The sequence below is a fragment of the Bradyrhizobium australiense genome (genome assembly GCF_013114825.1).
Classification (GTDB): Bacteria; Pseudomonadota; Alphaproteobacteria; order Rhizobiales; family Xanthobacteraceae; genus Bradyrhizobium; species Bradyrhizobium australiense.
This window is the reverse complement of record NZ_JAAVLX010000010.1, coordinates 308,019-329,959: the sequence shown is the minus strand read 5'-3', so window position 1 is coordinate 329,959 and position 21,941 is coordinate 308,019. Positions and strand designations below refer to the sequence as shown.

General features: G+C 55.9%; 20 protein-coding genes and 1 pseudogene. 9 read left to right on the top strand and 12 right to left on the bottom strand.

The features are described from left to right. The 3 genes and pseudogenes from HCN58_RS28940 to HCN58_RS28930 all read left to right on the top strand — a co-directional run. A pseudogene (locus tag HCN58_RS28940) lies at positions 1-689 on the top strand (hypothetical protein); the annotation flags it as partial. Between the two features lie 127 nt (positions 690-816). Beyond that, positions 817-1,500, top strand: a complete 684-nt coding sequence (locus tag HCN58_RS28935) for an acetyltransferase (protein WP_171582753.1) — start codon at positions 817-819, stop codon at positions 1,498-1,500. Positions 1,501-1,508: 8 nt separating this feature from the next. Then, on the top strand, positions 1,509-2,426 hold the full coding sequence (locus HCN58_RS28930) for a glycoside hydrolase family protein (protein WP_171582752.1): 918 nt from the start codon (positions 1,509-1,511) through the stop codon (positions 2,424-2,426). Here HCN58_RS28930 and HCN58_RS28925 read toward each other — a convergent pair. From HCN58_RS28925 to HCN58_RS28900, 6 genes are all read right to left on the bottom strand, one after another. Next, the gene (locus tag HCN58_RS28925) at positions 2,423-3,091 is read right to left on the bottom strand and encodes a class I SAM-dependent methyltransferase (RefSeq protein ID WP_171582751.1); all 669 of its coding nucleotides are present in this window, start codon (positions 3,089-3,091) and stop codon (positions 2,423-2,425) included. The genes HCN58_RS28930 and HCN58_RS28925 overlap by 4 nt on opposite strands. Next, on the bottom strand, positions 3,088-4,089 hold the full coding sequence (locus HCN58_RS28920) for a glycosyltransferase family 2 protein (RefSeq protein ID WP_210266188.1): 1,002 nt from the start codon (positions 4,087-4,089) through the stop codon (positions 3,088-3,090). Before HCN58_RS28920 ends, HCN58_RS28925 begins: the two co-directional genes overlap by 4 nt. Before the next feature lie 412 nt (positions 4,090-4,501). Beyond that, complete coding sequence (locus HCN58_RS28915) at positions 4,502-5,239, bottom strand: WbqC family protein (protein ID WP_171582750.1); 738 nt, start codon at positions 5,237-5,239, stop codon at positions 4,502-4,504. A gap of 22 nt (positions 5,240-5,261) precedes the next feature. Next, entirely contained in the window at positions 5,262-5,654 is a 393-nt protein-coding gene (locus HCN58_RS28910; protein ID WP_171582749.1) for an autotransporter domain-containing protein, read from the bottom strand. After that, on the bottom strand, positions 5,617-6,066 hold the full coding sequence (locus tag HCN58_RS28905) for an autotransporter domain-containing protein (RefSeq protein ID WP_171582748.1): 450 nt from the start codon (positions 6,064-6,066) through the stop codon (positions 5,617-5,619). Before HCN58_RS28905 ends, HCN58_RS28910 begins: the two co-directional genes overlap by 38 nt. A gap of 658 nt (positions 6,067-6,724) precedes the next feature. Next, positions 6,725-6,991 (bottom strand): hypothetical protein, encoded by a 267-nt coding sequence (locus HCN58_RS28900; RefSeq protein WP_210266187.1) that lies wholly within the window; start codon positions 6,989-6,991, stop codon positions 6,725-6,727. A 1,193-nt stretch (positions 6,992-8,184) separates the two neighbouring features. Here HCN58_RS28900 and HCN58_RS28895 point away from each other — a divergent pair. Beyond that, positions 8,185-10,005: a hypothetical protein gene (locus tag HCN58_RS28895; RefSeq protein WP_171582746.1), complete on the top strand. Its 1,821-nt coding sequence runs from the start codon at positions 8,185-8,187 to the stop codon at positions 10,003-10,005. Between the two features lie 233 nt (positions 10,006-10,238). Here the strand turns inward: HCN58_RS28895 and rffA are convergent, their stop codons facing one another. From rffA to rfbB, 3 genes are read right to left on the bottom strand one after another with little or no spacing between them, the layout of a single operon-like run. After that, on the bottom strand, positions 10,239-11,402 hold the full coding sequence (rffA, locus tag HCN58_RS28890) for a dTDP-4-amino-4,6-dideoxygalactose transaminase (RefSeq protein ID WP_171582745.1): 1,164 nt from the start codon (positions 11,400-11,402) through the stop codon (positions 10,239-10,241). A gap of 14 nt (positions 11,403-11,416) precedes the next feature. Further along, a complete protein-coding gene (gene rfbA, locus HCN58_RS28885) occupies positions 11,417-12,310 on the bottom strand; it encodes a glucose-1-phosphate thymidylyltransferase RfbA (protein ID WP_171582744.1) in 894 nt (297 codons plus the stop codon). Further along, positions 12,310-13,380, bottom strand: a complete 1,071-nt coding sequence (gene rfbB / locus HCN58_RS28880; RefSeq protein ID WP_171582743.1) for a dTDP-glucose 4,6-dehydratase — start codon at positions 13,378-13,380, stop codon at positions 12,310-12,312. Before rfbB ends, rfbA begins: the two co-directional genes overlap by 1 nt. 390 nt (positions 13,381-13,770) lie before the next feature. Here rfbB and HCN58_RS28875 point away from each other — a divergent pair, with 390 nt between their 5' ends. Then, positions 13,771-15,066 (top strand): hypothetical protein, encoded by a 1,296-nt coding sequence (locus HCN58_RS28875; RefSeq protein ID WP_171582742.1) that lies wholly within the window; start codon positions 13,771-13,773, stop codon positions 15,064-15,066. A 366-nt stretch (positions 15,067-15,432) separates the two neighbouring features. Continuing rightward, positions 15,433-15,909 carry an NAD-dependent epimerase/dehydratase family protein gene (locus tag HCN58_RS28870; protein WP_171582774.1) on the top strand — a complete coding sequence of 159 codons (477 nt, stop codon included), beginning with the start codon at positions 15,433-15,435 and terminating at the stop codon, positions 15,907-15,909. Here HCN58_RS28870 and HCN58_RS28865 read toward each other — a convergent pair. Both HCN58_RS28865 and HCN58_RS28860 read right to left on the bottom strand, forming a co-directional pair. Further along, positions 15,874-17,217: an O-antigen ligase family protein gene (locus tag HCN58_RS28865; RefSeq protein WP_171582741.1), complete on the bottom strand. Its 1,344-nt coding sequence runs from the start codon at positions 17,215-17,217 to the stop codon at positions 15,874-15,876. The two genes, HCN58_RS28870 and HCN58_RS28865, sit on opposite strands and share 36 nt — an antisense overlap. After that, entirely contained in the window at positions 17,214-18,617 is a 1,404-nt protein-coding gene (locus HCN58_RS28860) for a hypothetical protein (RefSeq protein ID WP_171582740.1), read from the bottom strand. Before HCN58_RS28860 ends, HCN58_RS28865 begins: the two co-directional genes overlap by 4 nt. A 686-nt stretch (positions 18,618-19,303) precedes the next feature. Here HCN58_RS28860 and HCN58_RS28855 point away from each other — a divergent pair. Both HCN58_RS28855 and HCN58_RS28850 read left to right on the top strand, forming a co-directional pair. Continuing rightward, complete coding sequence (locus HCN58_RS28855; protein ID WP_171582739.1) at positions 19,304-20,365, top strand: Gfo/Idh/MocA family protein; 1,062 nt, start codon at positions 19,304-19,306, stop codon at positions 20,363-20,365. Next, positions 20,362-20,829 (top strand): acyltransferase, encoded by a 468-nt coding sequence (locus HCN58_RS28850; protein ID WP_171582738.1) that lies wholly within the window; start codon positions 20,362-20,364, stop codon positions 20,827-20,829. Before HCN58_RS28855 ends, HCN58_RS28850 begins: the two co-directional genes overlap by 4 nt. On the opposite strand, the gene HCN58_RS37220 is transcribed toward HCN58_RS28850, so the two are convergent. Then, positions 20,787-20,999 (bottom strand): hypothetical protein, encoded by a 213-nt coding sequence (locus HCN58_RS37220; RefSeq protein ID WP_311966892.1) that lies wholly within the window; start codon positions 20,997-20,999, stop codon positions 20,787-20,789. The two genes, HCN58_RS28850 and HCN58_RS37220, sit on opposite strands and share 43 nt — an antisense overlap. Here HCN58_RS37220 and HCN58_RS28845 point away from each other — a divergent pair. Continuing rightward, complete coding sequence (locus HCN58_RS28845) at positions 20,895-21,938, top strand: DegT/DnrJ/EryC1/StrS family aminotransferase (RefSeq protein ID WP_311966891.1); 1,044 nt, start codon at positions 20,895-20,897, stop codon at positions 21,936-21,938. The two genes, HCN58_RS37220 and HCN58_RS28845, sit on opposite strands and share 105 nt — an antisense overlap. Positions 21,939-21,941 lie beyond the last annotated feature (3 nt).

Below are 21,941 nucleotides of genomic sequence, written 5' to 3'. Positions count from 1 at the left end.
ACGGGGTGATCGGCGTTCCTAACGTCGTGATTGAGACATCGGGATCCACAAGTCTCGTCCAGACCGGCAATGTGTATCAGCTCAATCCGGTTGGCGGTGGAACCGGTCCAACGGCGAAATATCTGGGGTCGAGCATTACGGTTGGTCAATTCGGCGGCTGGGCCCCGATCGGTGCGGAGGCGACGGCGAGCGGGTATCAGGTCGCCTGGAAGCTTGCAGGAGCTGATCAATACACGGTCTGGAGCACCGACACCAACGGCAATGACACGGTGAAATTGCTCGATTCCGTTTCGGGCGGTAGTGCCGCCCTGCAATCGATCGAGACGAGCTTTGCTCAAGACCTCAATGGTGACGGGGTGATCGGCGTTCCTCCGAGCCAATCAGTTGCTAACATCCCGCTGACGTCAAATATTGCTCCGCCATCGGTACGCATTGACATTGGCAATGATTCATTCATGTTTAGCGTCGGCATTTTACCGACGGCTGCCAACAATGTTGAGGTTGAATTTGGCAGTAAGCCTTCGACAGGTGACTTGTCCGCGCCTCTGTTGCAAGAGCAGACCTTTGCGTCTGGAATGCCGCAGCAAGCCGAAAATCACGCGCAGGATGTCCTCGGTGGTCACGATCAGCCGGTATCGATGCTTTCGCACGTGGTGGATTGGCATCTGCCAGCTCACCTATTACTTTAGCGCCGCCGTGACCGCCTTGGCTATTAGGGCCTCAGCGTTGTGCGGCTGACCAAACGGGCATGGAAGACACGACGAGTTACCGAGTCGCGTGGGCCGTCACGAAAGGCCGCATAGAAGCAATGTTATCATGACGCACAATCGAGTGAAGGCAGAACGAATTGTCGTTTTCGGTACTGGCGAAATCGCGGAACTCGCGGACTTTTACTTCACGCATGACTCTCCGTACGACGTTGCAGGCTTTACCGTTGATGCCGCCTTTTTGAAAAAAGCGGAATTTAATGGTCGCCCGGTCGTGCCGTTTGAAGAGGTGGAGGAGAAATTTCCGCCGACGGATTACGGGTTTTTCGTTGCCGTGAGCTATGCGAAGATCAACGCGGTGCGCGCGCAAAAGGTAGCTGCTGCACAAGCGAAGGGTTATCGGCTGAAATCATACTTGAGCAGCCGAGCAACCGTATTTCCCGGCTTTGCGCTAAGGGAGAATTGCCTCATCCTCGAACATAACACGATCCAGCCTTATGCCCGCATCGGCGCCAACGTCACGCTCTGGAGTGGCAATCATATCGGCCACCACTCAACTATCGAGGATGACGTTTTTTTGGCTTCGCATGTCGTGGTATCCGGAGGCGTGCGAATCGGGCAGGGAAGTTTCGTCGGCGTGAATGTTACGATTCGCGATCACGTCACGATTGGCAAGAAGTGCGTACTTGGCGCGGGCGCACTGGTATTGGAGGATCAGCCGGATCTTTCGGTGGTAGCACCACGCGGCTCCGAGCGTTCGCCGGTGCCCAGTACGCGCCTCAGAAATTTGTAAGGCCGGGAATGTCGTGGCGGCGCGTCGGGCGTGTGTTTGTTCCGAATGGAACGCAGCCGTGGGCGCATAGTCACGCCGCGCTACCCACACCTGTCCGCCTTGCTGATGACATCTTCCGCTTCTTCTACAGTTCGCGCGATGCGCAGAAGCGGTCCCATGTCGGATGGGTTGACGTGGAAGTGTCAGAGAGCCCACGGATCCGCGACGTGGCGCGCGAGCCGGTATTGGCACCGGGAGAGGACGGCGCCTTCGACGATAGCGGTATCGGTGTTGGCTGCGTCGTTGAAGCAGAGGGCCGTCTTTCCCTCTATTACATGGGCTGGAATCTGGGTCTTCGCTCCCCTTGGCGCAACGCGATTGGATTGGCGCGGTCGCGAACTTCTCAAGAGCCCTTCATACGTTTCTCGTCGGGACCGATTCTGGATCGCTCGCCGGAAGACCCATATACGCTTTCATATCCCTGGGTGGTGCAGTTCGGTTCCCGAGACTGGTGGATGTGGTACGGTTCTAATCTCACGCCGGCGGTTGGCAATTCGGATATGCAGCACGCGATCAAACTGGCACGATCGGTCGACGGCGTCCATTGGACGCGCGACGGTAAGACCGTGCTGGGGTTCGTTACAGAAACCGAATACGCACTCGCGCGTCCAAGCGTAGTGCGGATCGGCGATAGACTTCTGATGTGCTTTGCCTGTCGCGGCGAGCATTACCGTCTGGGCGCGGCTTTGAGTGATGATGGCGTGAACTGGATTCGAATAGATCGCGCAATGGGACTTGGGCCATCAAGCGGAGGCTGGGATAGCGAGATGACTTGTTACCCAGCGCTATTCTGGCACCGAGACCGCTTATGGCTCGCTTATAATGGCAACGGCTTTGGTATGACGGGATTTGGCCTCGCGGTTTGGCACGGGCCGGTGAAAGGCTAAGTTCCAGGTGGCCGCCCCGGCTCATTTGGTGTTGGGTGTCGGACAATCATCGTGAACTCGTAGAGCCCGTAGTCCTGCAGAATGGCAACCGATCTGCCATAGCGCGAAAGGCAGTGCGCGAGCATCTCGGTGGGGTCAGCATAGAAAAGGTTTGGCCGTCGTCGATCCGGATCGCTCGACATGCTCAGGACGTTGAATGCAAAGCCCTGCCTTCCTGACTGCGCAATTAAGTCGATGGTCCTATAAACGTAGTCTCGCCAGGGATCGTCCGAAATTTCGCCCTTGACGTTGAATATGCCGCTCGCGATCGCGAAATCGGCGACTTCCGCAGGCTCTGCGCCGATCCGCCAATGGTGGTGGTCACTTTCGCCATGGAGTCGCCGTGCTTGCTCAATCATTGCAGGTGCAATGTCGTAACCGCAAAATTGCCCTTGATGGCCACTGGAACGGAGAAAACGGAAGAAGTCTCCAAAGCCGCAGCCAAGGTCGATAACCGAAGCGTGAGTTCTTCCGTCGAGCAATCGAAGGAATTGTTGATGCCTCGTCTGGTGCGACTCGGCGCCATTCCAGTCGACACCTTGCGGCGTCGGTCCGTGCGCCTCTAGCTTCGCGGCATAATATGCCGCTATCTCTGTCAACATGGTTGGTTGACTTGCTTCTTTCATTCCTGAATGCCGGCATCCGAGTGGTAGGCGCCACGTTCCGTCACACTCTTGGCGGCGGGTTTCGTCCGATGGATACGCCGTATGACCGTATACGGCCGTCGTTTCGTTTCAGACATGATACCGGCGATATAGATGCCGAGTATCCCCAAGATCAGCGTTATCAGGCCACCCAGAAACCAGATCGATATGATTTGCGAGGTAAAGCCGCTGACGCCGACGCCGGAGGTGAAATACCTGGCAAGGTAGTAAAGGATGACACCGATTGACAATCCGAAAATCAGAAGACCGGCATACAGCACGATATAAAGCAGGCGCGTCGACGTGGTGGTGACGTGCTTCACTGCAAATTCAATTCTTCGCCAAATCGAATAAGTTGATGCTGACAGCGAAAGCTTATTCACGACCATTGCCTGTTGGCAAAATCCCGAAATCTGCCAGAGGTGAGCGATCAAGAATTCTCGATCGCGGTGGCGGACCAGCGCTCTAACATATTCTCGGGTCATCAGGCGAGAAGTGATCAAATTGTGCGGCAGCGGTTCATCGCTCAGGGCAGCCACGAGTGTAAAGAAAAGCGAGCCGGTCAGTCGCTCGATAATGCCTCCGCGGCGCGCCTCCTGCACGCCGAAAACCACGTCTACGCCACCCTGCCTAAAGCGATCATAGAACAATAAAAGATCTTCGGGTTGCTCTTCGAGATCGCTGTCAATCAAAAATATAAGGTCGCCGGTGGCGTGGGCGAGGCCCGTCATCATTGCCTTATGGTGCCCAAAATTGCGAGCCAGATCGACGACTACCACACGAGGATCGCTCCGATGCAACTGGATGGCCAGATCGAGGCTATCGTCAGGTGAGCCATCATTGACGATCACCATTTCAATTTCTTCGGCAATCGTTTCCGCGGACCTCATGGCTCGCCGATGAAATTCCTCGATGGTGGCAGCCGATCGATATAGGGTCGTCACAATAGAGAGTTTCACGGCAGGTTCACTACGCAGCATAGTAATGACATCCGATGTGTAAGCAGAACTCAATCTCGGAGAATTAGACTTTTCCAACTTGGATTCGGACAACACGGGACTTGGCCTTGTTTGCGGGAATCGTAAGCGCTTGTCGCACGTCTTACTCTACTAGGACATCGAGGTTGAGTGCTTTGCGCCGGTTAGAGTCAGTACGGCCCGCCAGTTAGCGCGGTTTAACTGTCGAGCGCATGATTATATCGTTTTGAGCAAGACTGGTAAGTCTAAGAATTGTTATGCTACAACCTCTTGCGAGGCGTGCACAGTGCATCCGCGGGCGCGAGTTCCTCATCGGCAATTGGACTGAAATCTCAAATGCCAATCCTACGAAAAGCACGAGGAGCACATTCATCATGGCCGCCTGGATCCGTGCTTGCGCGCATGTATCGTCGCGCTAAGGGTTGTCGAAATGTCCCGTCTCAGCCGTTTCCGCGGCGGGGTCGGTCGTCATAGGGCTGCAATAGGATGCGGCCGCGGGTCCTGTCGAGAACAGGAGATCGATCACGGACACCGCATGCTCAAAGGCGGGTCCTCGCTGCGCGTAGGACTTGTACGGTCCGTAGCTCATCCATTCGACTGCGATCCCGGCCGCAGCAAACGGGGATTCGTCCAAATACTCGCGCGCCGAGGGTCCGGAGAGGTAATTTGTGGCGCCAACCTTCATGCAAATATCGAGCAGCCTTGCGGTTCGTGCACCTTGCGGTGCAAATTCGCTGTCACGCGCCATGGTGGTAGAGATATCGAGCCGCTCCATCAGCGCTTTCAGAAACAGCGTATTGACGTCGGTCAGCCGATCGAGGCGTTCGGCGGCCTCATAGACGGCTTTCAGCGCAGGGGCCTCTTCAGTGAAGAAGGGCGATTTGCGATAGGCCAGCTCGATCGCACGCCAGTGCTTATCAGCCCACGGCGCCGCGAAACCGACTTCATCGATCGGTTGCGCGAAGCGCGATTTGGTGGCAACTGGAATTGTTAGCCAGCTCGGCCCGTTTGGCGTCATGATACGATTTCGATTGTGCCAGTGCCGCTTCACATATTGCGCGCCATCCAGCACGACATAGAGATCAGCGCGGCCGATCAAGTCGAAGAACCCCTTCCAAGGAACATAAGATGATTGAATAATGGCGACGCGCATGGACGGCTCCTCATAGCCAGAATTATTCAACCAGTTCCACCGGTTGCCCTTGTCGGCATAGTTCAAACGTCCCGGCCGGCGAGAAGCCGTTCAGCCACCTCGCTTCAACTTTCGCGAGCGCTGCATCCGAATCGCTACGCGCGCCGTTGACCACGAAGCTTGTGCCAGGCGGGGCTTGGAATAGGACGGGGACTCCGCGGTCCAGATCGTAGTCATGTGCCCCGGCGGCGATGCCGGGCAGCGTCTTGCCCTGCAGTGCGAGTGTCTTATCGGTGCGCAGGCCGAATTCATTGCGGGTCGCGGTTGCGGTCTGGCTAGCGTAGTTCAGGACAAACTGCGGGGCGCTCACGATCGCTCGCTCGCCGTAGCGCTGCAGATTAAAGCTGGCCGCCTGCGCCGCCGCGCAGCGTGTCATGTCCACGTCCCGGCGTCGCAAAGCGGTAACCTCCTTCGAAACGGGCCGCGAACGTCTCGGCCTTGACGCGGACCTGCAACGGGTCGAAGCCTGCCAGCATGCGGTTGCTTATAACATCATAGCCGAGCACCACAGCAAGCCGCATAGTACGCCGGCCGAAAGCGCCGGCTTGGAACAGGTCGGCCGAGCCACTACCGAGCATCTTGGCTAGTGAGTCGTTGGTGCTGTCGCCTGCCAGCACGAAACCGATCGGAGTGTTCGGTCCGACCTTGTACTCCACGCCGCACACCACGCCCCAGACGCGCGCAGCGACGTCGCCGGAAGGTCGTCCGCGCCGTTCACACCGGTCGACACCGAAGAACGGCGAATCGGGCGTCCTCTGAAACGGAACGACTTTTCTTCGGATCGTCATCTCGCTCCAGATGCTCCGTTACTGTAACCACCCGAAGGCACGGTCATTTGGAGATTGCATCGCGCGTTTCGGACTGTCCAAAGCTTTGATTCGTATACGATCGCAGTAACCATCTCTGCGTGAAGGTGCTCGGCACAATTGGTGCCGAGAAGCGTGAGCGATCTATCCCTCGCGGAAATCAGTATGCCCTCTGCCGATTTCAGCCGCGTCACCAATCCTCTGCCTTCTGCCTCCTCCGCTCTGGCTACCGCGAACGGGGCGAACGTGAATACCCCTAAGCCGTATATTTTCAACTCGCGAAGGTCTGGATTTGTGAAGAGAAGAGGAAACGCATGCTCGAAGGGGAAGCTGTCTCCCCACACCACGATTGAATCGGAGGCGCGGTAATAACTCGCCTGGACGTCAGCGAGCATTCTGTCGGAAATGCGGGCTTCCGCGATTATAGTGCTAGCACTTATCAGGCTTGCTCCTGCCAGTACTATCACAACGACTACCCGCTTTAAGTGGGATGCTGCAGAGTCCAGTGCAATCGGCAATAGAACTAGAAAGCACAAGTAAGGGAAAGTAAAATCGTAACAGTCCAGGGCGCCCAACCAAACCCATAGCGACCAGACCGCAAAAAAGAGCAGCCAGGATAGTATCACCCGGCGCCGGAACTTCAGCGCCAGTAGGATGATGGCCACGGCGAGCAGAGGAAACAACTGTGGTTCAGCGAGCGATGAATGGCAGTTCGGACGGATTCGAATTGAGCGGTTACTCCAGAAGAACCGAGTTCTGACAGGATCGAGTGCAGCTGCTCGGGATTCGCGATCTGCCGATCAACAATGAACCAGCCTGAGAGCAGTTCGACATCGTTTTTTGACAAACTGTGCCTGGCCACAATAACGGGCTGCGCGAGGAGCCGGGCTTTGGCATCAAAGTCCATAAAGGGAACGCGCGCCGAGTTCAATTGCCAGAAGTAGCTCCAGTCTGGCCCGGAAGTGGACCAGTTGCTAAAAACCATGCTGCCAGGATGGCACATATCGTTAGCGTCAGGCGCTAGTTGAACCCTGCGTTCTTTCTGGAAGAGTGCCCACGGGAGACACGGAAGAGCGACGCCCATAACGAGAGCAAACTCCCAGCTGCGAACAAGGTAACTAAGAACTGCGAGTGCGCATGATGCGGTGAGGCAAAACTGCTATGGCTTCTTGCATAAACGAGCAACCCGAGCACGGCTGCACAAGCCAACAACCTAGCGTTTGCTGTAAACTGAGAACGGGTCGGAACAGGAGAAGCACAACTAGGAATGCGCTAGTGAGATAACTGGCGCCCAATCGGTACAGAAAGTATACAAACGCCGTTCCGACCAACGTGATCGTCCCCAGTGTCGCGAGAGAATAGCCGAGGACTCCGTGGACCGTTGGCAACGCGCGAACAAAGTAGCCCCAGAGAACATTTGAAAAGAGCAGATTAGGTGTGCCGTACGCTGCCAAACCGTAGCCGTGCGCGACCATCGACACGGCGACATCGTCGTTCGTCTCCCACCGAGGAGTGATGAGATGCACGGCAAAATAATGAATGTGCTAGCTAACGTGAAGCTGATGATGATGGGATGAATTTTTGATTTCAACTTTGCAAACCTCTCCGATGAAATAATGACGTCCGAGTTAGATACCTGATGGCACCCGGCTACGCCCAGGTCACAGAGGGCGTATCTCGATCAGAGCCCGTTCTTGGATCGCATAGCAGGTTGAGGTCGACCGGAAAGCATCCTTCATATTTTTCCTTTTTGCAGCTTCTGCAGGTTGTCCATCAGTGTTTTTTCGATCGGCGTGTCTATTGGGCAACAGTTTGGACCGGTTTATCCTGAGTCTGAGCGGGTGGTTCTTCACTGCTCTCGTAATCCAGCGAAAAGTTGAAGAGGGCGCTGGATGGAGCTAGCTTCGCTCGCGAAGATCAGTCATCAGCTTGTTGTCGAATTCTGAACGGGGAGAAACGACCGCAGCGGCTTAACTCGTTTAGGTGTCCTCGCTGACGCTATAGTCGGTATGGTCGCGATCTCGCCCCGTTACGATCAGAAGGCTTGGTTATTGTGTGAGAATTGGGTGCATTTCCAGTGCGCGCAAGCGAGTCTCGAAGATGTCCGCCCTTGCAGGATGGCTGGAGCGGCTTGCGTTGGGCGCGTGCGTCGTTGCGGCCATGCTGCTACTCGTTTGGGTTCTCTCCCATTGCCGGTCGGGTTTTGATTTCACCGATGAAGGCTTCTATCTGAATTGGATTTCATCGCCGTGGGATTACCGCGACTCGGTTACGCAATTCGGATTCGTCTACCATCCCCTTTACCGGCTCGTCGGCGGTGACATCGCCTTGCTTAGGCGAGGAAACGTCCTGATCATCTTCGTATCAGCCTTCGCCCTTTGCGCGTGCTTGCTTTACTCGATCGCTGCAGAACGCAACTCTGGCAAATCAGGGCAGCGCATTTGGATCGTAGCGTTAGCACTTGTCATCGCAGCCAGCTCATTGACGTTTTTTGACCTGTGGCTGCCCACTCCCAGCTACAATTCATTGACCTTCACGGCACTGATGTTCGCAGCTATTGGGGTGCTGATGACCTCTCGCGAAGCATCGATGATCAGCCTCATCGGATGGGTTTTGGTCGGAACAGCCGGTGCGCTTTCATTTCTGGCGAAACCGACATCGGCCGCACTGCTCGGATGCGCTGCGGTCGTGTATCTCGTTATCGCGCGCAAGCTTTGGATGGTCGGACTGCTGATTTCCATCCTTGCCGCGGCCGCGCTGCTGGGCGTTTCGGCGCTGGCAATTGACGGATCGGTCGGCACGTTCGTCGAGCGTGTTCTGGAAGGTGCCCGAATTGGCAGCCTACTCACGCCCGACCAACCCTTCGCGCGTATGTTTCGCATAGATTCGTTCAATTTCAGCAGAGAGCAGCGAGTCAACTTCGCTTTGCTGCTCGTCGTCGTCTTTATCACAACATCTCTGGCCACTCGTGCAAACGCCGCTGCAAGGATCGCAGCAGCGCTGCTGACCCTGGTTTTCGTGGGGTTGAGCATCTCCGTGAGCGGAGGGGCGCTGGCGCCACACATTTCATACGAACCGTTCCAACCCATGCAGTTCTGGGCAATTTCCTTAGCGCTCGTCCTTTTCGCGATGTTGTCGCCGCGGCGGAGCTACCGAGCTCTGTCGCGCAACAGCCTTGCCCTTGTGGTGTTCTTTATCATGCTGCCTCACGTCTATGCGTTCGGCACCGGCAATAACTATTGGGAGCAGGCTGGGCGTGCAGGGCTCTTCTGGTTGTTAGCCGGCCTTGTCCTCAGCATCGGGCTACTGGCAGGGAATGCAGCATGGCGCAATGTCGTTCCGATCGCCGCAGCAGCGCTGCTTGTTCCGACCGGTGTCCTGTTTGCCGCAATGGAGAATCCTTATCGACAAGCACAACCGCTGCGGCTTCAGCAGACGGCGGTCGAAATCGGGAGCGAAAAATCGACTCTTCTTCTAACCAGGGAGGCGGCGGCCTATATACGACAGCTCAGGAAAATTGCGATGGATAACGGCTTCAAGGCGGGCGATCCGACGCTCGACCTCAGTGGCGTCAGCCCTGGATCAGTCTATGCGATCGGGGCACGTGCGCCGGGTGCCGGATGGCTGCTCGCCGGATACTCAGGAAGCAACGCCTTTTTCAACGCGGCGCTTGACAGGGTAGGGTGCGAGCCAATCGTGGCGTCCTGGATTTTGACGGAGCGGACTTCGGCCAATGCGCTTTCATTCGATCTGCTGCGGCACTACGGAATCGATTTCTCACACGATTATGTCGAAGTTGGATCGCTTCGTTCTGTGCGTAGCTTCTCGCCACGAGAGTTCGAACATCGCCTGCTGAAGCCGGTTCGAACCTTGGACGTTGCTCGCGAGGCTTGCGAACTGGCGAGACGAGCAGCGGGGTAACTGAAATCGTCACCGTTCGATCGCATTGCCTGCCAGAAGCTCATCCGCCCCGAAGAGTAATGCAGGCGAAATTTCAATCGTTGGGAAGATCATGAGTATGGCTCCATCCTCCAAAAATCCTACTGCGCGCGTTTTCTCGCCGCTTTCGTCGAGTTCCCAAGCCACGGGGCTGTGTGTGGTTTGGTATAGAGGATTGTTCTCGCTCCCGCTTCGAGGCTACCGCCACAGTGTCGCTAATTAAGAAGAATGGTACGCACTACATCGCAGACTCGCTGCTGCTGCGCCTCACTCAAACCGAACCACATCGGCAGGCGCACCAATCGTTTCGATAGCGAGGTCGTCAGCGAAAGCTCGCCATGGGCGCGTCCGAACCGCTTGCCAGCCGGCGATGAATGCAGTGGGACGTAGTGAAACACCGCGCCGATTCCATGCTGCTTAAGCCCGTCGAGAACCCGCTGGCGGTCGGCTTCGGAGTTCAGCAGTATGTAGTAGATGTGTCCGTTGTGCTGGCAATCGGGCGGGACGATCGGGCGACGCAGCGCGCCGCGCTGCTCGATTGGGGCTAGCATTTCATGGTACCGGTTCCAGTTCGCGAGCCGTCCCGCGGTGATCCGTTCCGCCTGCTCAAGCTGAGCCCACAGGAAGGCGGCCGTGATTTCGCTCGGCAAAAAGGAAGAGCCGACATCCTGCCAGGTATATTTGTCGACCTCGCCGCGAAAGAATCTACCGCGATCGGTGCCCTTTTCGCGCATGATTTCGGCACGAAGCACCAGCTTAGGATCGTTCACGAGCAGGCTGCCGCCTTCACCCGAAATGACGTTCTTGGTTTCATGAAAGCTGAAACTGCCAAGATTCCCGATCGCGCCCAACGCGCGGCTCTTGTAGCTCGCCATTACGCCCTGCGCGGCGTCCTCAATGACCTTCAGATTGTGCCGCTCCGCGGTTCCTAAAATCGAATCCATCTCACAGGAAACGCCGGCATAGTGCACCGGCACGATCGCGCGGGTTCGCGGTGTGATCGCCTCCTCGATCAGCCGTTCGTCGATGTTGAGCGTGTCCTCCCTGATATCGACGAAGACCGGCACCGCGCCGCGCAGCACAAAAGCGTTCGCGGTCGACACGAACGTATAGGAGGGCAGGATAACTTCATCACCGCTTTTAATATCGAGCAGCAACGCAGCGAGATCCAGCGCGGATGTGCAGGAGTGCGTAAGCAGCGCCTTGGCACAGCCGGTGCGTTCTTCGATCCATCGATGGCAGCGTTTGGTGAACTGGCCGTCGCCAGAAAGATGGTTGCCGCGCTGCGCTTCGGCTGCATAGCCGAGCTCCTTGCCCGTTGCATACGGCTGATTGAATGGGACGAAGTCAGTCGGCACGTCTTCTGAACCAGCATCCATCGATCGTATGGCCACTATCTCTCGGTCAGCGGAGAGGCTTCGAGAAGCGAGCGCAGGTAAAGTTGGTAGTCGGTCTTGGGGTTCGGATCAATCAGAAGCTCAAATGCAGGCTGATCAATGAACTTCATGCGTAAGGCGACTTCCTCGGGACACGCGATTTTCAGCCCTGTACGTTCTTCGATCACTTTAACGAATTGGGACGCTTCATAGAGATCCCGATGCGTTCCGCCGTCGAGCCAGGCAACGCCACGACCGAAAAGTGTTACCCGCAAATCGCCCGTCGCCAGGTAGTGACGATTGACGTCGGTGATTTCGAGTTCACCGCGTGCCGATGGTCGAATCTCGTTCGAAATGGCGACGACACGTTCGTCGTAGAAATAAAGCCCCGGCACTGCGAGGCGGGATCGCATGGCTTTGGGCTTTTCTTCCAGGTCTATTGCGCGTCCCGTAGTGTCGAGCACGACCACGCCAAAGCCGGATGGATCCGCGACCTCATAACCAAATATGGTTGCCCCGGTCTCGTGGATCATCGCTTGCGACAGCAAACGAGGCAGGCCAGCTCCGTAGAAAATATTATCGCCGAGGGCTACCGCAACATTGCAGCCGGCAATATCGGCTGCAGCTATCCGAAAGCATTCCGCGATTCCGCCGGCGCGTTCCTGCGTGCGATACGCGATCGCGATGCCCCAGCGCGTCCCATCACCCAACAATGTGCGGATCTGATTGAGCGCTTCGGGATCCGAAATAATGATGAAATCGCGCAGTCCGCCCAGCATGAGTGTGGTGAGAGGATAGTAAATCATTGGTTTGTCGTAGACGGGGAGCAAATGTTTATTGACGGCCTGCGTGAGCGGGAATAAACGGCTTCCATTGCCGCCCGCCAGGATGATGCCTTTCCACTTCTTCATTATCTATCCTCACCGAGCGGCTTGGGTAATGAGCCCAAACCGAGGCGGTCCTCGGAGCTCACTACATCCATTGTCCAGTTCAGATGATCGAGATACCAATCGACGGTTTTTGACAAGCCGCTTTGAAGGCTCTCCTGTGGTTGCCAGCCAAGGTCGCGCTTGGCTTTAGCCGCGTCGATCGCGTAGCGATAATCGTGGCCCGGCCGGTCAGTAACGAACTGAATGCGTTCGGCGTGGCGTCGACCATCTGAACGCGGTCGGCGTCGGTCAAGAAGGGCACAAATTGCTGTCGCGAGATCTATGTTGCTGATCTCATTGTATCCACCGATGTTGTAACTGCTACCAGCCTTGCCCTTCTCGCAAATAGCCAGAAGCGCAGCTATATGGTCATCTACGTAAAGCCAATCGCGAACGTTTTGGCCCTGGCCATAAATCGGAATCGTCTGGCTCGACAAAGCCTTGCGAATGATCGTTGGAATCAGTTTCTCGCGATTTTGGAACGGGCCGTAGTTGTTCGAGCAATTGGAAATAATGGTAGGAAGACCGTAGGTCGTATACCACGCTCGGGCGAGGTGATCCGCGCCGGCCTTGCTCGCCGAATACGGGGAGTTTGGTCCATAGACCGTCGTCTCCGTGAAAAACCCTTCGGCACCCAGGCTGCCGTAAACCTCGTCTGTCGACACTTGAATGAATCGGAAATTAGCTTGTTGTTCCCGATTCAACTGATTCCAGAAATTCAGCGCGGTATGCAACATTACGAACGTCCCGCGCAGGTTTGTATCAACAAATATACCGGGGTCATCGATAGAGCGATCGACATGACTTTCTGCGGCAAGATGGAAAACCGCTTGGGGCGCGAAGTCTTTGAATGAAGCGGCGACTCCACGTTGATCGAGGATATCCATTTTCCGGAAACGGTAATTCGGCGAACCGGCGACGGCTGCAACCGTCCGAAGATCACCGGCATAAGTCAGTTTGTCGAGATTAAGAACGTGGTGACCGGCACCCACCAAGAATCTCACCGCTGCGGAGCCGATAAAGCCGCAGCCGCCAGTGACCAGAACTCTCATTGATGATATGGGTCTACGATTGGCTGAGACGGGGTTGATTCATGGCAATTACCGGATGGCTTCTTAATCCTGGCAAGTCTCCGAAACGATTGTCAAAGAACGATGGCTCGGATCATCAGCGGAGAACAGATAGTAACCCTATATTCGTTGCAAAACAATCGTCATGTGGTAGCTAAGATCAAGGCTCTGAGCGTACGAACACCTATCTGACTGCTGTGCGCCAGGCTCTCTGGCAACGCCATAACTCAACGACAGGGGCACCGCCCGCGCTAATTGGCGCCAGTCTCGTGCAGCCGAGCTATGAGCGAATGTGGTACGATACCGCCTCGCATCTCGGGTTGTACCCAATCGCGTTGAGATGGATGGGCACCTGCAACCATTGGGCTACGCATGACGGAACCGATGCAGACCGGCGACAAACGCGCCGCGTCGGGCGTGGCATTTAGAGCTGTCGCCCTGCTTGTTTTCTCGGCGCTACTTTTCTTTAGCTTGTTCAAACTTTCCGAATACCAGCCAGAATTTCACATCGGCTTCAGCCGAGATTGGGGGCAGAGGATCTATGTACCGGCACTGCTCACAGCGGCATTCGGCGTTGCCTTCGTGTTTGCCGAATTCAGTTTTGGCTACTTCGTGGGCTTTTACCTGTTCACGATGATGGCCGGGTATTTCTGGCTCAACACCTTTAGCGTGCTGCAATACGATCACAGGTCGGCGCTTATCTCTGCGGCAGCGTCGTTGCTTCTCTTTTTGTTGCCATCGCTCACCATGCGAGGCAGACCCGCTTTCTCGCTTCAGCTTCCGCCGCGGCTGTTCAGGATAGTCCCAGCGCTTGTTCTGGGCCTTGGCGTCGCGGTACTCGCGCTAGCTGCGCTCGATGGCTTTCACCTGGTCGGCCTCGATCTCATGGATCGCTACCGCAACGAGCTTGTACATTCACGGCTGACGAACTACGCGATCGGAAATCTGATCGGAGCACTGATCCCTTTTGCTTTCGCCTGCTGTCTTGAGCGCCGGCGCTGGATGATGATGGTGGCGCTAAGTATGTTAGCGTTGCTTCTTTACCCCGTCACGTGGACCAAAACAGCGGTTTCTGTAGCTCCATTTCTATGGTTTATGATCGCTCTCTCGGGGCGGTTGGAAGCGCGGACTGCCGTCATTCTGTCCATGCTGCTTCCGCTTGCGGCCGGCGTTTATACCGTTGCTGGACTCGATTGGATTGATGTCAGTCGATTGCGACTTACGATCTTCACTTTTTTAAATCTCAGACTGTTCGCCGTACCCGGCATATCGCTGGAGCATTATTACGCCTTCTTCTCGGACCATCCACTCACGTACTTTTGCCAGCTCAGCATTCTAAAGTCATTTGTCAGCTGCCCCTACTCGGATCAGTTGGGCGTGGTGCTTGCGAATGCCTATCACCTCGGCAATATGAACGCGTCCCTGTTCGCAACCGAAGGTGTAGCATCGGTCGGTGTCGCGTGGGCGCCGCTTGCGGCATTGGCCTGCGGCCTTGTCATAGCTTTGGGGAACGTGGCTTCATCCGGATTGCCTGCGCGATTTATCCTGATCTCTGGCGCGATCGTTCCACACACCCTTCTGAACGTCCCTCTATCGACCACGTTGCTCTCGAACGGACTCGGTTTGTTGATGCTCCTCTGGCTCATCACGCCGCGGGAACCGCCCTGAGCGGTGATAAGTAATCTCGTAGAGGCACGGCGGGGGTTGCGCGGCGGTTGCACTATAGGTTCCGTACCATGACGTTAACATTTTAGCAGTTCGCCGTTCAATTGTTGGGTTTCTGCGCTCCCGCTAGGGAGCGCCAACGATTTCAGCACTTGGCTGATTGTTCGAGATCTAGCCCGGCGCTTCCCCAACTTTTCTCCAACGCGCTCTTCGTACCTCTGAGGATCGCGTCGTCGTACGTTAACCAGCCGGTCTGATGGCAAGCGATGAAAAGGACACTCTCTGCCAACTCGCTACGTAGTGGACTTTAATCCGCGGGGTCTCCTGGAGGCGCAGTCGTACAAGTTGCCATTTGCCACGTGAAGAAGCATATTCTGGCTCGGGAAGAGGGAAGAGGCCGCGCGAGAGGAAAAGAAGCGGAATAGGGAGGCGCTTGAAGATAATCCTAATGCCAGCCAGAACGCGACAGCAAATTTAGTGAAGGCCTGCCGCCACCACCCGATCAAACGTCTAATCTTCACGTCATCTATCGGTGCACAGGCAGGCTCTGCGGCCGACCATGTCGTTACCGAAGCCGACGGACCGCGGCCCATCACGGCCTATGATTGCGCAAAGCTTGCGGCCGAAGAGGAAATTCGGCTCTCGGGCGTGCCGTTTACCATTCCGAGGCCAGTCATCGTTTATGGTCTGGGAGCCAAGGCCAACATCGCCTTGATTATGCGCATTGCGGCGTTACCCGTGCCGCTTCCTTTTGGCGCTTTTGAAAATAGACGCTCGCTTCTTGCGATCGATAATCTGATGGCGATTATCTTATGCATGGACGTCGTCACCTATGCTCCACATTGAACTGTGTAGGCTGGCCAATGATGCCGCGAGGCCGAGTACGGAAAAAAACATGAAGCTGCGGGCTAAATCGCCATGCGCGACGCTTACAATGGCGGTGTAGGTGGTCCAACAAAGGACGAGCCTGGCGCTTTCTCCACGGAATGCTGGTTTTACCAATGGCAAAGCAATTACCAGGACCAAGGCAATAAGCGCGGCCCCTCCTAACCATCCAAGCTCGATGATCGCTTGCAGAAACGTATTGTGTACCTCGTGCCACCGAACACAACTCAACTGCATAAATCCTGTGAAGCCAAATCCTAGAATTCCGCTGCGAGGTACTAGATAAAAGGCGTCTCTCAGAAGCGCTCTGCGAATGGCTATCGAATTTGAGGAGTTTACGTCTAGCTCGCAGCTCGGGGCCACCATCTTGTACTCAGTCGCTACAACGGATCTTCGTTCCACGCGTTTTTGTTCTGCTTTTTCATCTGTAGGCCTGCTCCCTTCGGCCGCGTATGTCAGAAGTACGGCCGTTGTGTTTGCTCGCATCAGCAGGCCCACGGCGACCGCGCCCGTGACTGAGATTAAAAGAATGAAAGCGTGCAGCCGCTGTTTTTTCGGCTTGAAAATGGTTACGACCAGAAGAGTGATAGGTATGGTTGCCAGAGTTAGGCGGACCATCGAGGCTGCAAATATGACAATAGGAAAAAACGTGAGCAGCGAAACGATAACTGAGTTACGAATTGTCGTTGGGTACGAGGCGACAGCGATGATGAGGAATCCCATCAGCAACACGAAGTAGGTTGCGACGGCATCGAACCCGAGAACAATCGGCTTCCCGTGAGGATCATCCCACTGAGAAAAAAGAGCGTAAGCTATCACGACCGTGCCGATTGCCAGAATGGGAGCTACTACCCAGATATAGGCGGTTCGTATTAACTCAATGTCGGCAGGCTTCGCGAGACGACCGCATATGTAAGCAGTGAGAGAACCGAGCAGGAGGAGCCATTCTTTAATGGGTGCCGTGTTTCCGTTCATGAGTAGCGAGCCTGCTATTGAGGCTACAAGGACAACAAATAATAGATCTGGAACGGCGAGGATGACGCCGCGCCGATTGCCAAGGCACAACATGCATAGTTCGCATGATAAAAAGAAAAGGCCTGTAAATAACGTACTTCCAGTGATGCCAAGGGCCCCATAAACGAGAGCAAAAAACGCTTGTGCAGCTATGAGAGCGGTGAAAGCGATGCCGAATAAAGTTCCTTTCGTCCCTTGAAAGGTTGTGGGACATTGAATGGCAATTTCAGCAATCGAAACGTTCGACTCTGTCATGCCTTGTCCTCTCGCGGCGTTATGAGCCAAAGAGCAAAGAGAAGTGCGGCGCCATGGGAGAGCATGGCTGTTGATAAAGGAACATTCATTAGTGCCTGAACCAGTATCGAGCCCGAAAGGAACACGAATTTCTGATCTAATTCCGCTGATGCTTTGTTCCCGAGCGAGATCACGAGGCCGCATGCTAGGGTCGCTGCCGGGGCGAGATACGGGCCGACAGAGGCGATGCCTTCGGTGGCAAAGAGTGAAGCGTTGTAGTTGCCCGTCGCATACTGCTCCGCAAACAAGACACCCAGTTGCTGGGGAAGGGAACAGCCGAAAAACTTTCCGACTGGCTGAATCTGACAGAGGTATGTCAGCTGATGGGTTGAGAAAAAGTGGTTGTAGTGGTCGATCGCGCTGGATGGAATTGCGATCATTCTGAAGTTGATAAGCCGAAAGGGAATACTGACCCAAGAAGGGTCGAACACTTTAATTAGAAGGCCGAGGGACACCGGGACTAAGAGAGAGAGTATCACGCAAAGTCTCGCCCCGAAAAACCTGAGAAGTAAGGTGGCGAATAGCAGCCAAGCGGGTGCGAACAACGTGAATTTGTTCAGCGTGACTGGATAGAATGAAACTCCGATAGCAAGCGCTACAACACTCAAGGCGTACAGCCGTCTATTCAGCAACCAGGCATATGAAAACGGCAGCACCGCAGAGATAGCTATTCCGATGGGATAGTTTAGCCAAGATGGATAACCAAACTGAGACCGGATGGCCTCTCCATCGATGAAGCCGATCAAGTGAAAGCCAAAAAGGGACGCATAGCCGACAGTCATGGCGGACAAGACCATCATGCCGATAACGAGGTGATCAATCTGACGTGGTGTCAGCGCAAGGCGAAGAGGAAACGGCTTCGTCACGAACATCGCGGGAATCATGAAGGCGATGAGCGAAAGCGCGGCCGACCATCGTGCAGGTGATTTGTCGTAGTCGAGCGGACTGAAGAAACTCAGCCAGATATACCCAGCGATGATGCTGAGCATGTACCAACTAACCAAGTATCCGAAAGTGAATCTGGCAATTGAGAAGAGTGAAACAGTAGCGCCGAACGCTGCGACAGCAAGCGCCGCGGCGAACGCAAATTGACGATCGTACCCGATGTGGAAAGCCGGACTTACATCCTGCGAGACGACGATAAGCGACAAGCAAAGTATCACCAGATAGAGCAATGACAGGGCTGAAATCTGGAACTCTTCGCGGAAGGAACCTGGATATCCCAGGCTCCGACTCACTCGCAAAATCCAGTAACGCGGCAAAATTCGGCGCCGATTGGGTCGGTGGGTGCCGCCCAAATCAGTAATGAAACCAATAGGCAGATTACGACCGCAAGGTGCTCTGCCGTGATCTTCATCCACATAAGTTCCCGCGTGTAAATGCTTCGCGCGCTTCCCTACCACCACAACCCCTAATCGAGCAACCGATGACCGACTTTAACGCCCTGACTGCGGAATATTACCAATGATCGACCTACACGGCGTTTCTCGGGCCGCTTTTGACATGATCGTCGGGTTCGAGGTTTCGAGCCGGGCGGCCTATGAGAAGACTTATCGGCACCCTGAGCGTCCCGGCGGGCAGTCTGGGAACCGTCTCGATGAAACATTCCCGAATCGAATCACACTCCCGCCAATTTGGGAAGCCCCTTACATGGACGCAAATCGAGAAGAAGTTTCGGCGCACGCCGCTGACAGGACTCGGATTTCAAGTTGGGGAAAATAAAAACTTCGGTCTAGTGGGTCGAGGCTGGAGGAGAGGGCGGGATTTCCGAGATCCGAAATCATCGTCCTGAGCTGCCGATCCGAACCATTGCCGTAACTGCCGGACCCAAATCGACGCGCTAGCTCACCGGAACGGCGATGAGAGCTGCTGGCTCCAAAAGGCCGTTGAATGGACTAGTTTCCGATATCCGTCACAAGAAACTCCCCCTCTTGATTGTTTTACGCTTTTCCTAGTATTCCAAGCATGGACTGTTGCCTGGACTGCGAAACGGCCGGATGAGTTTAACGGGTCTGGGGCAAGCCTTGGGGCTCATAGGATAAATTTCATGATCAGATTTGGCTTGCTCGGTTGCGGACGCATCTCCAAGCGTCATTCAGACCTCCTCGGCGGCAACCATATCGACCGGGCCCGTCTCGTGGCGGTGTGCGATCCCGTCCGCCCGCGTGCCGACGCGGTCGGGTCGAAATTCGGCGTTCCGGCGCACTACGATATCGACGATTTTCTCGCGCGGAAGGATATCGATGCCGTCGCGGTACTGACGCCCAGCGGGTTACATCCCCAGCACGCGATCGCCTGCGCGAGAGCGGGAAAACATGTCGTTGTCGAGAAGCCGATGGCGCTCCGCCTGCAGGACGCGGACGACATGATCCGGGCCTGCGACGAGGCCGGCACCAAGCTGTTTGTGGTTAAGCAGAACCGCTTCAACGTCCCTGTCGTCAAGGCGCGCGAGGCGCTAGACGCCGGTCGGTTCGGAAGGCTTGTTCTGGGAACTGTGCGAGTGCGTTGGTGTCGGGAACAAGCCTATTATGACCAGGATGACTGGCGGGGCACGTGGGCTTTTGACGGCGGCGTGCTGACAAATCAGGCCAGCCATCACATTGATATGCTGGAGTGGTTCTTCGGCGATGTCGTCAGCGTGCATGCGCGCGCGGTCACGGCGCTGGCGAGAATCGAAACGGAGGACACTGCCGTGGCGACGCTGAAATTCCGAAACGGCGCGCTTGGAGTAATCGAGGCAACGACGGCGGCGCGCCCGACAGACCTCGAAGGTTCGCTTTCCATCCTGGGCGAGAGGGGCACCGTTGAGATCGCGGGTTTCGCCGTCAACCAGATCAGGCATTGGCGGTTTGCCGACGAACTTCCTTCGGACAAGGACGTGGTCGAAAAGTTTTCGGTCAATCCGCCCAATGTGTACGGTTTTGGCCACCAGGCCTACTATCAGCACGTGATCGATTGCCTCACCAATCAACGCGCGGCGCTCGTGGATGGATTGGAAGGACGGAAGAGTTTGGAGCTGATCTCCGCGCTGTATGAATCGATCGAAACAAGCCAGGAAGTGGCACTGCGGTTCACGCCACGCCTGAGTCGCCTTGGCATTGCGTCGTGAACGATCCGCAGCGGGTTAAGGTCGGCGTCCGCGACGTCGAATTCGGCGCCGGGGTCAAAATTGTCGAACCCTGCAATCTCTATGAGTGCAAGATCGGCGACAATTGCTTTATCGGGCCGTTTACAGAAATTCAGAAAGGCGTCAGCATCGGCCCTCGCACCCGCGTACAGTCGCATGCGTTTGTCTGTGAATTGGTGACGATGGGGGAAGATTGCTTCATCGGGCATGGTGTTATGTTTATCAACGACACTTTCGCGACCGGTGGTCCCGCTCGCGGTCGCCATGAACTGTGGCGGGAGACTAAGATCGGCAATAGGGTCTCTATCGGCTCAAACGCAACGATCATGCCGGTTCAGATAGCTGATGATGTCGTGATCGGAGCGGGTTCGGTAGTAACCGGGGATATCACTACGGCCGGCACCTACGCGGGTAACCCCGCGCGCCGGCTCGCCTCGCGAAGATAGGAAATAGTTTGATGCCGGTACCGTTTGCGGATTTGCAGCTGCAATACCAGACGATCAAGCGCGATATCGACGGCGCGATCGCGGCGGTCATTCGTGATAACGCCTTCATTCGCGGCAGCTACGTTGACGAGTTCGAACGGCAATTCGCCGATGCCGTCGATGTCAAGCACTGCGTATCCTGCGCCAACGGCACCGATGCGCTCTATCTCGCCATGGCCGCGCTGAAGGTCGAGCCGGGCGATGAGGTTATCACCACGGCTCATTCATGGATCAGCACTTCGGCGATGATCACCCATGCCGGAGCGAGGGTGGTGTTCGCGGATACCGACGGCGCCACGTTCACGATCGATCCGGCCGCGATCGAGGCCGCGATCACACCGCGCACCGTCGGCATCGTTCCGGTGCACCTGTACGGGCAGCCGGCGGATATGGATGCGATCATGGCAATCGCGCGCAGGCACAAGCTCTGGGTGGTGGAGGATTGCGCGCAGGCTCATCTGGCTCGCTATAAAGGCCAGCAGGTCGGGACGTTCGGCGCTGCCGCGACTTATTCGTTCTACCCAGGCAAGAATCTTGGCGCAATGGGCGATGCCGGCGCGATCGTCACTAACGACAGCGCGCTCGCCGAGCACATGACCATGCTCGCGCGTCACGGCGGTCTCATTAAGCATCAACATCGCATCGAGGGCATCAACAGCCGCCTCGATGGCATCCAGGCGGCGATCCTGTCGGCCAAGTTGCCGCATCTGACTGTTTGGACCAAGGCGCGCCAGGATGCCGCGAAGGTTTACGACGCTAATCTCAATCAGATTGAGAATGTCGTTGTGCCCTCTGTCGCTGCGGAGCGCACCCACGTCTATCATCTTTATACAATCAAGCATTCGCGCCGCGATGCACTGGCAGCGCATCTCGGCGCGAATGGTATTCAGACAGCGATCAACTATCCCACGGCATTGCCATTTTTGGCCGCTTATAGCCGGCTCAAGCATCGCCCTGAACAATTCCCCAACGCCCATGGCGATCAAGGCCAGATACTGTCGCTGCCGATGTTTGCCGAGATTACGAGGGATCAACAATTCGAAGTCATCGATCTGATTCGAGCCTTCTAATGC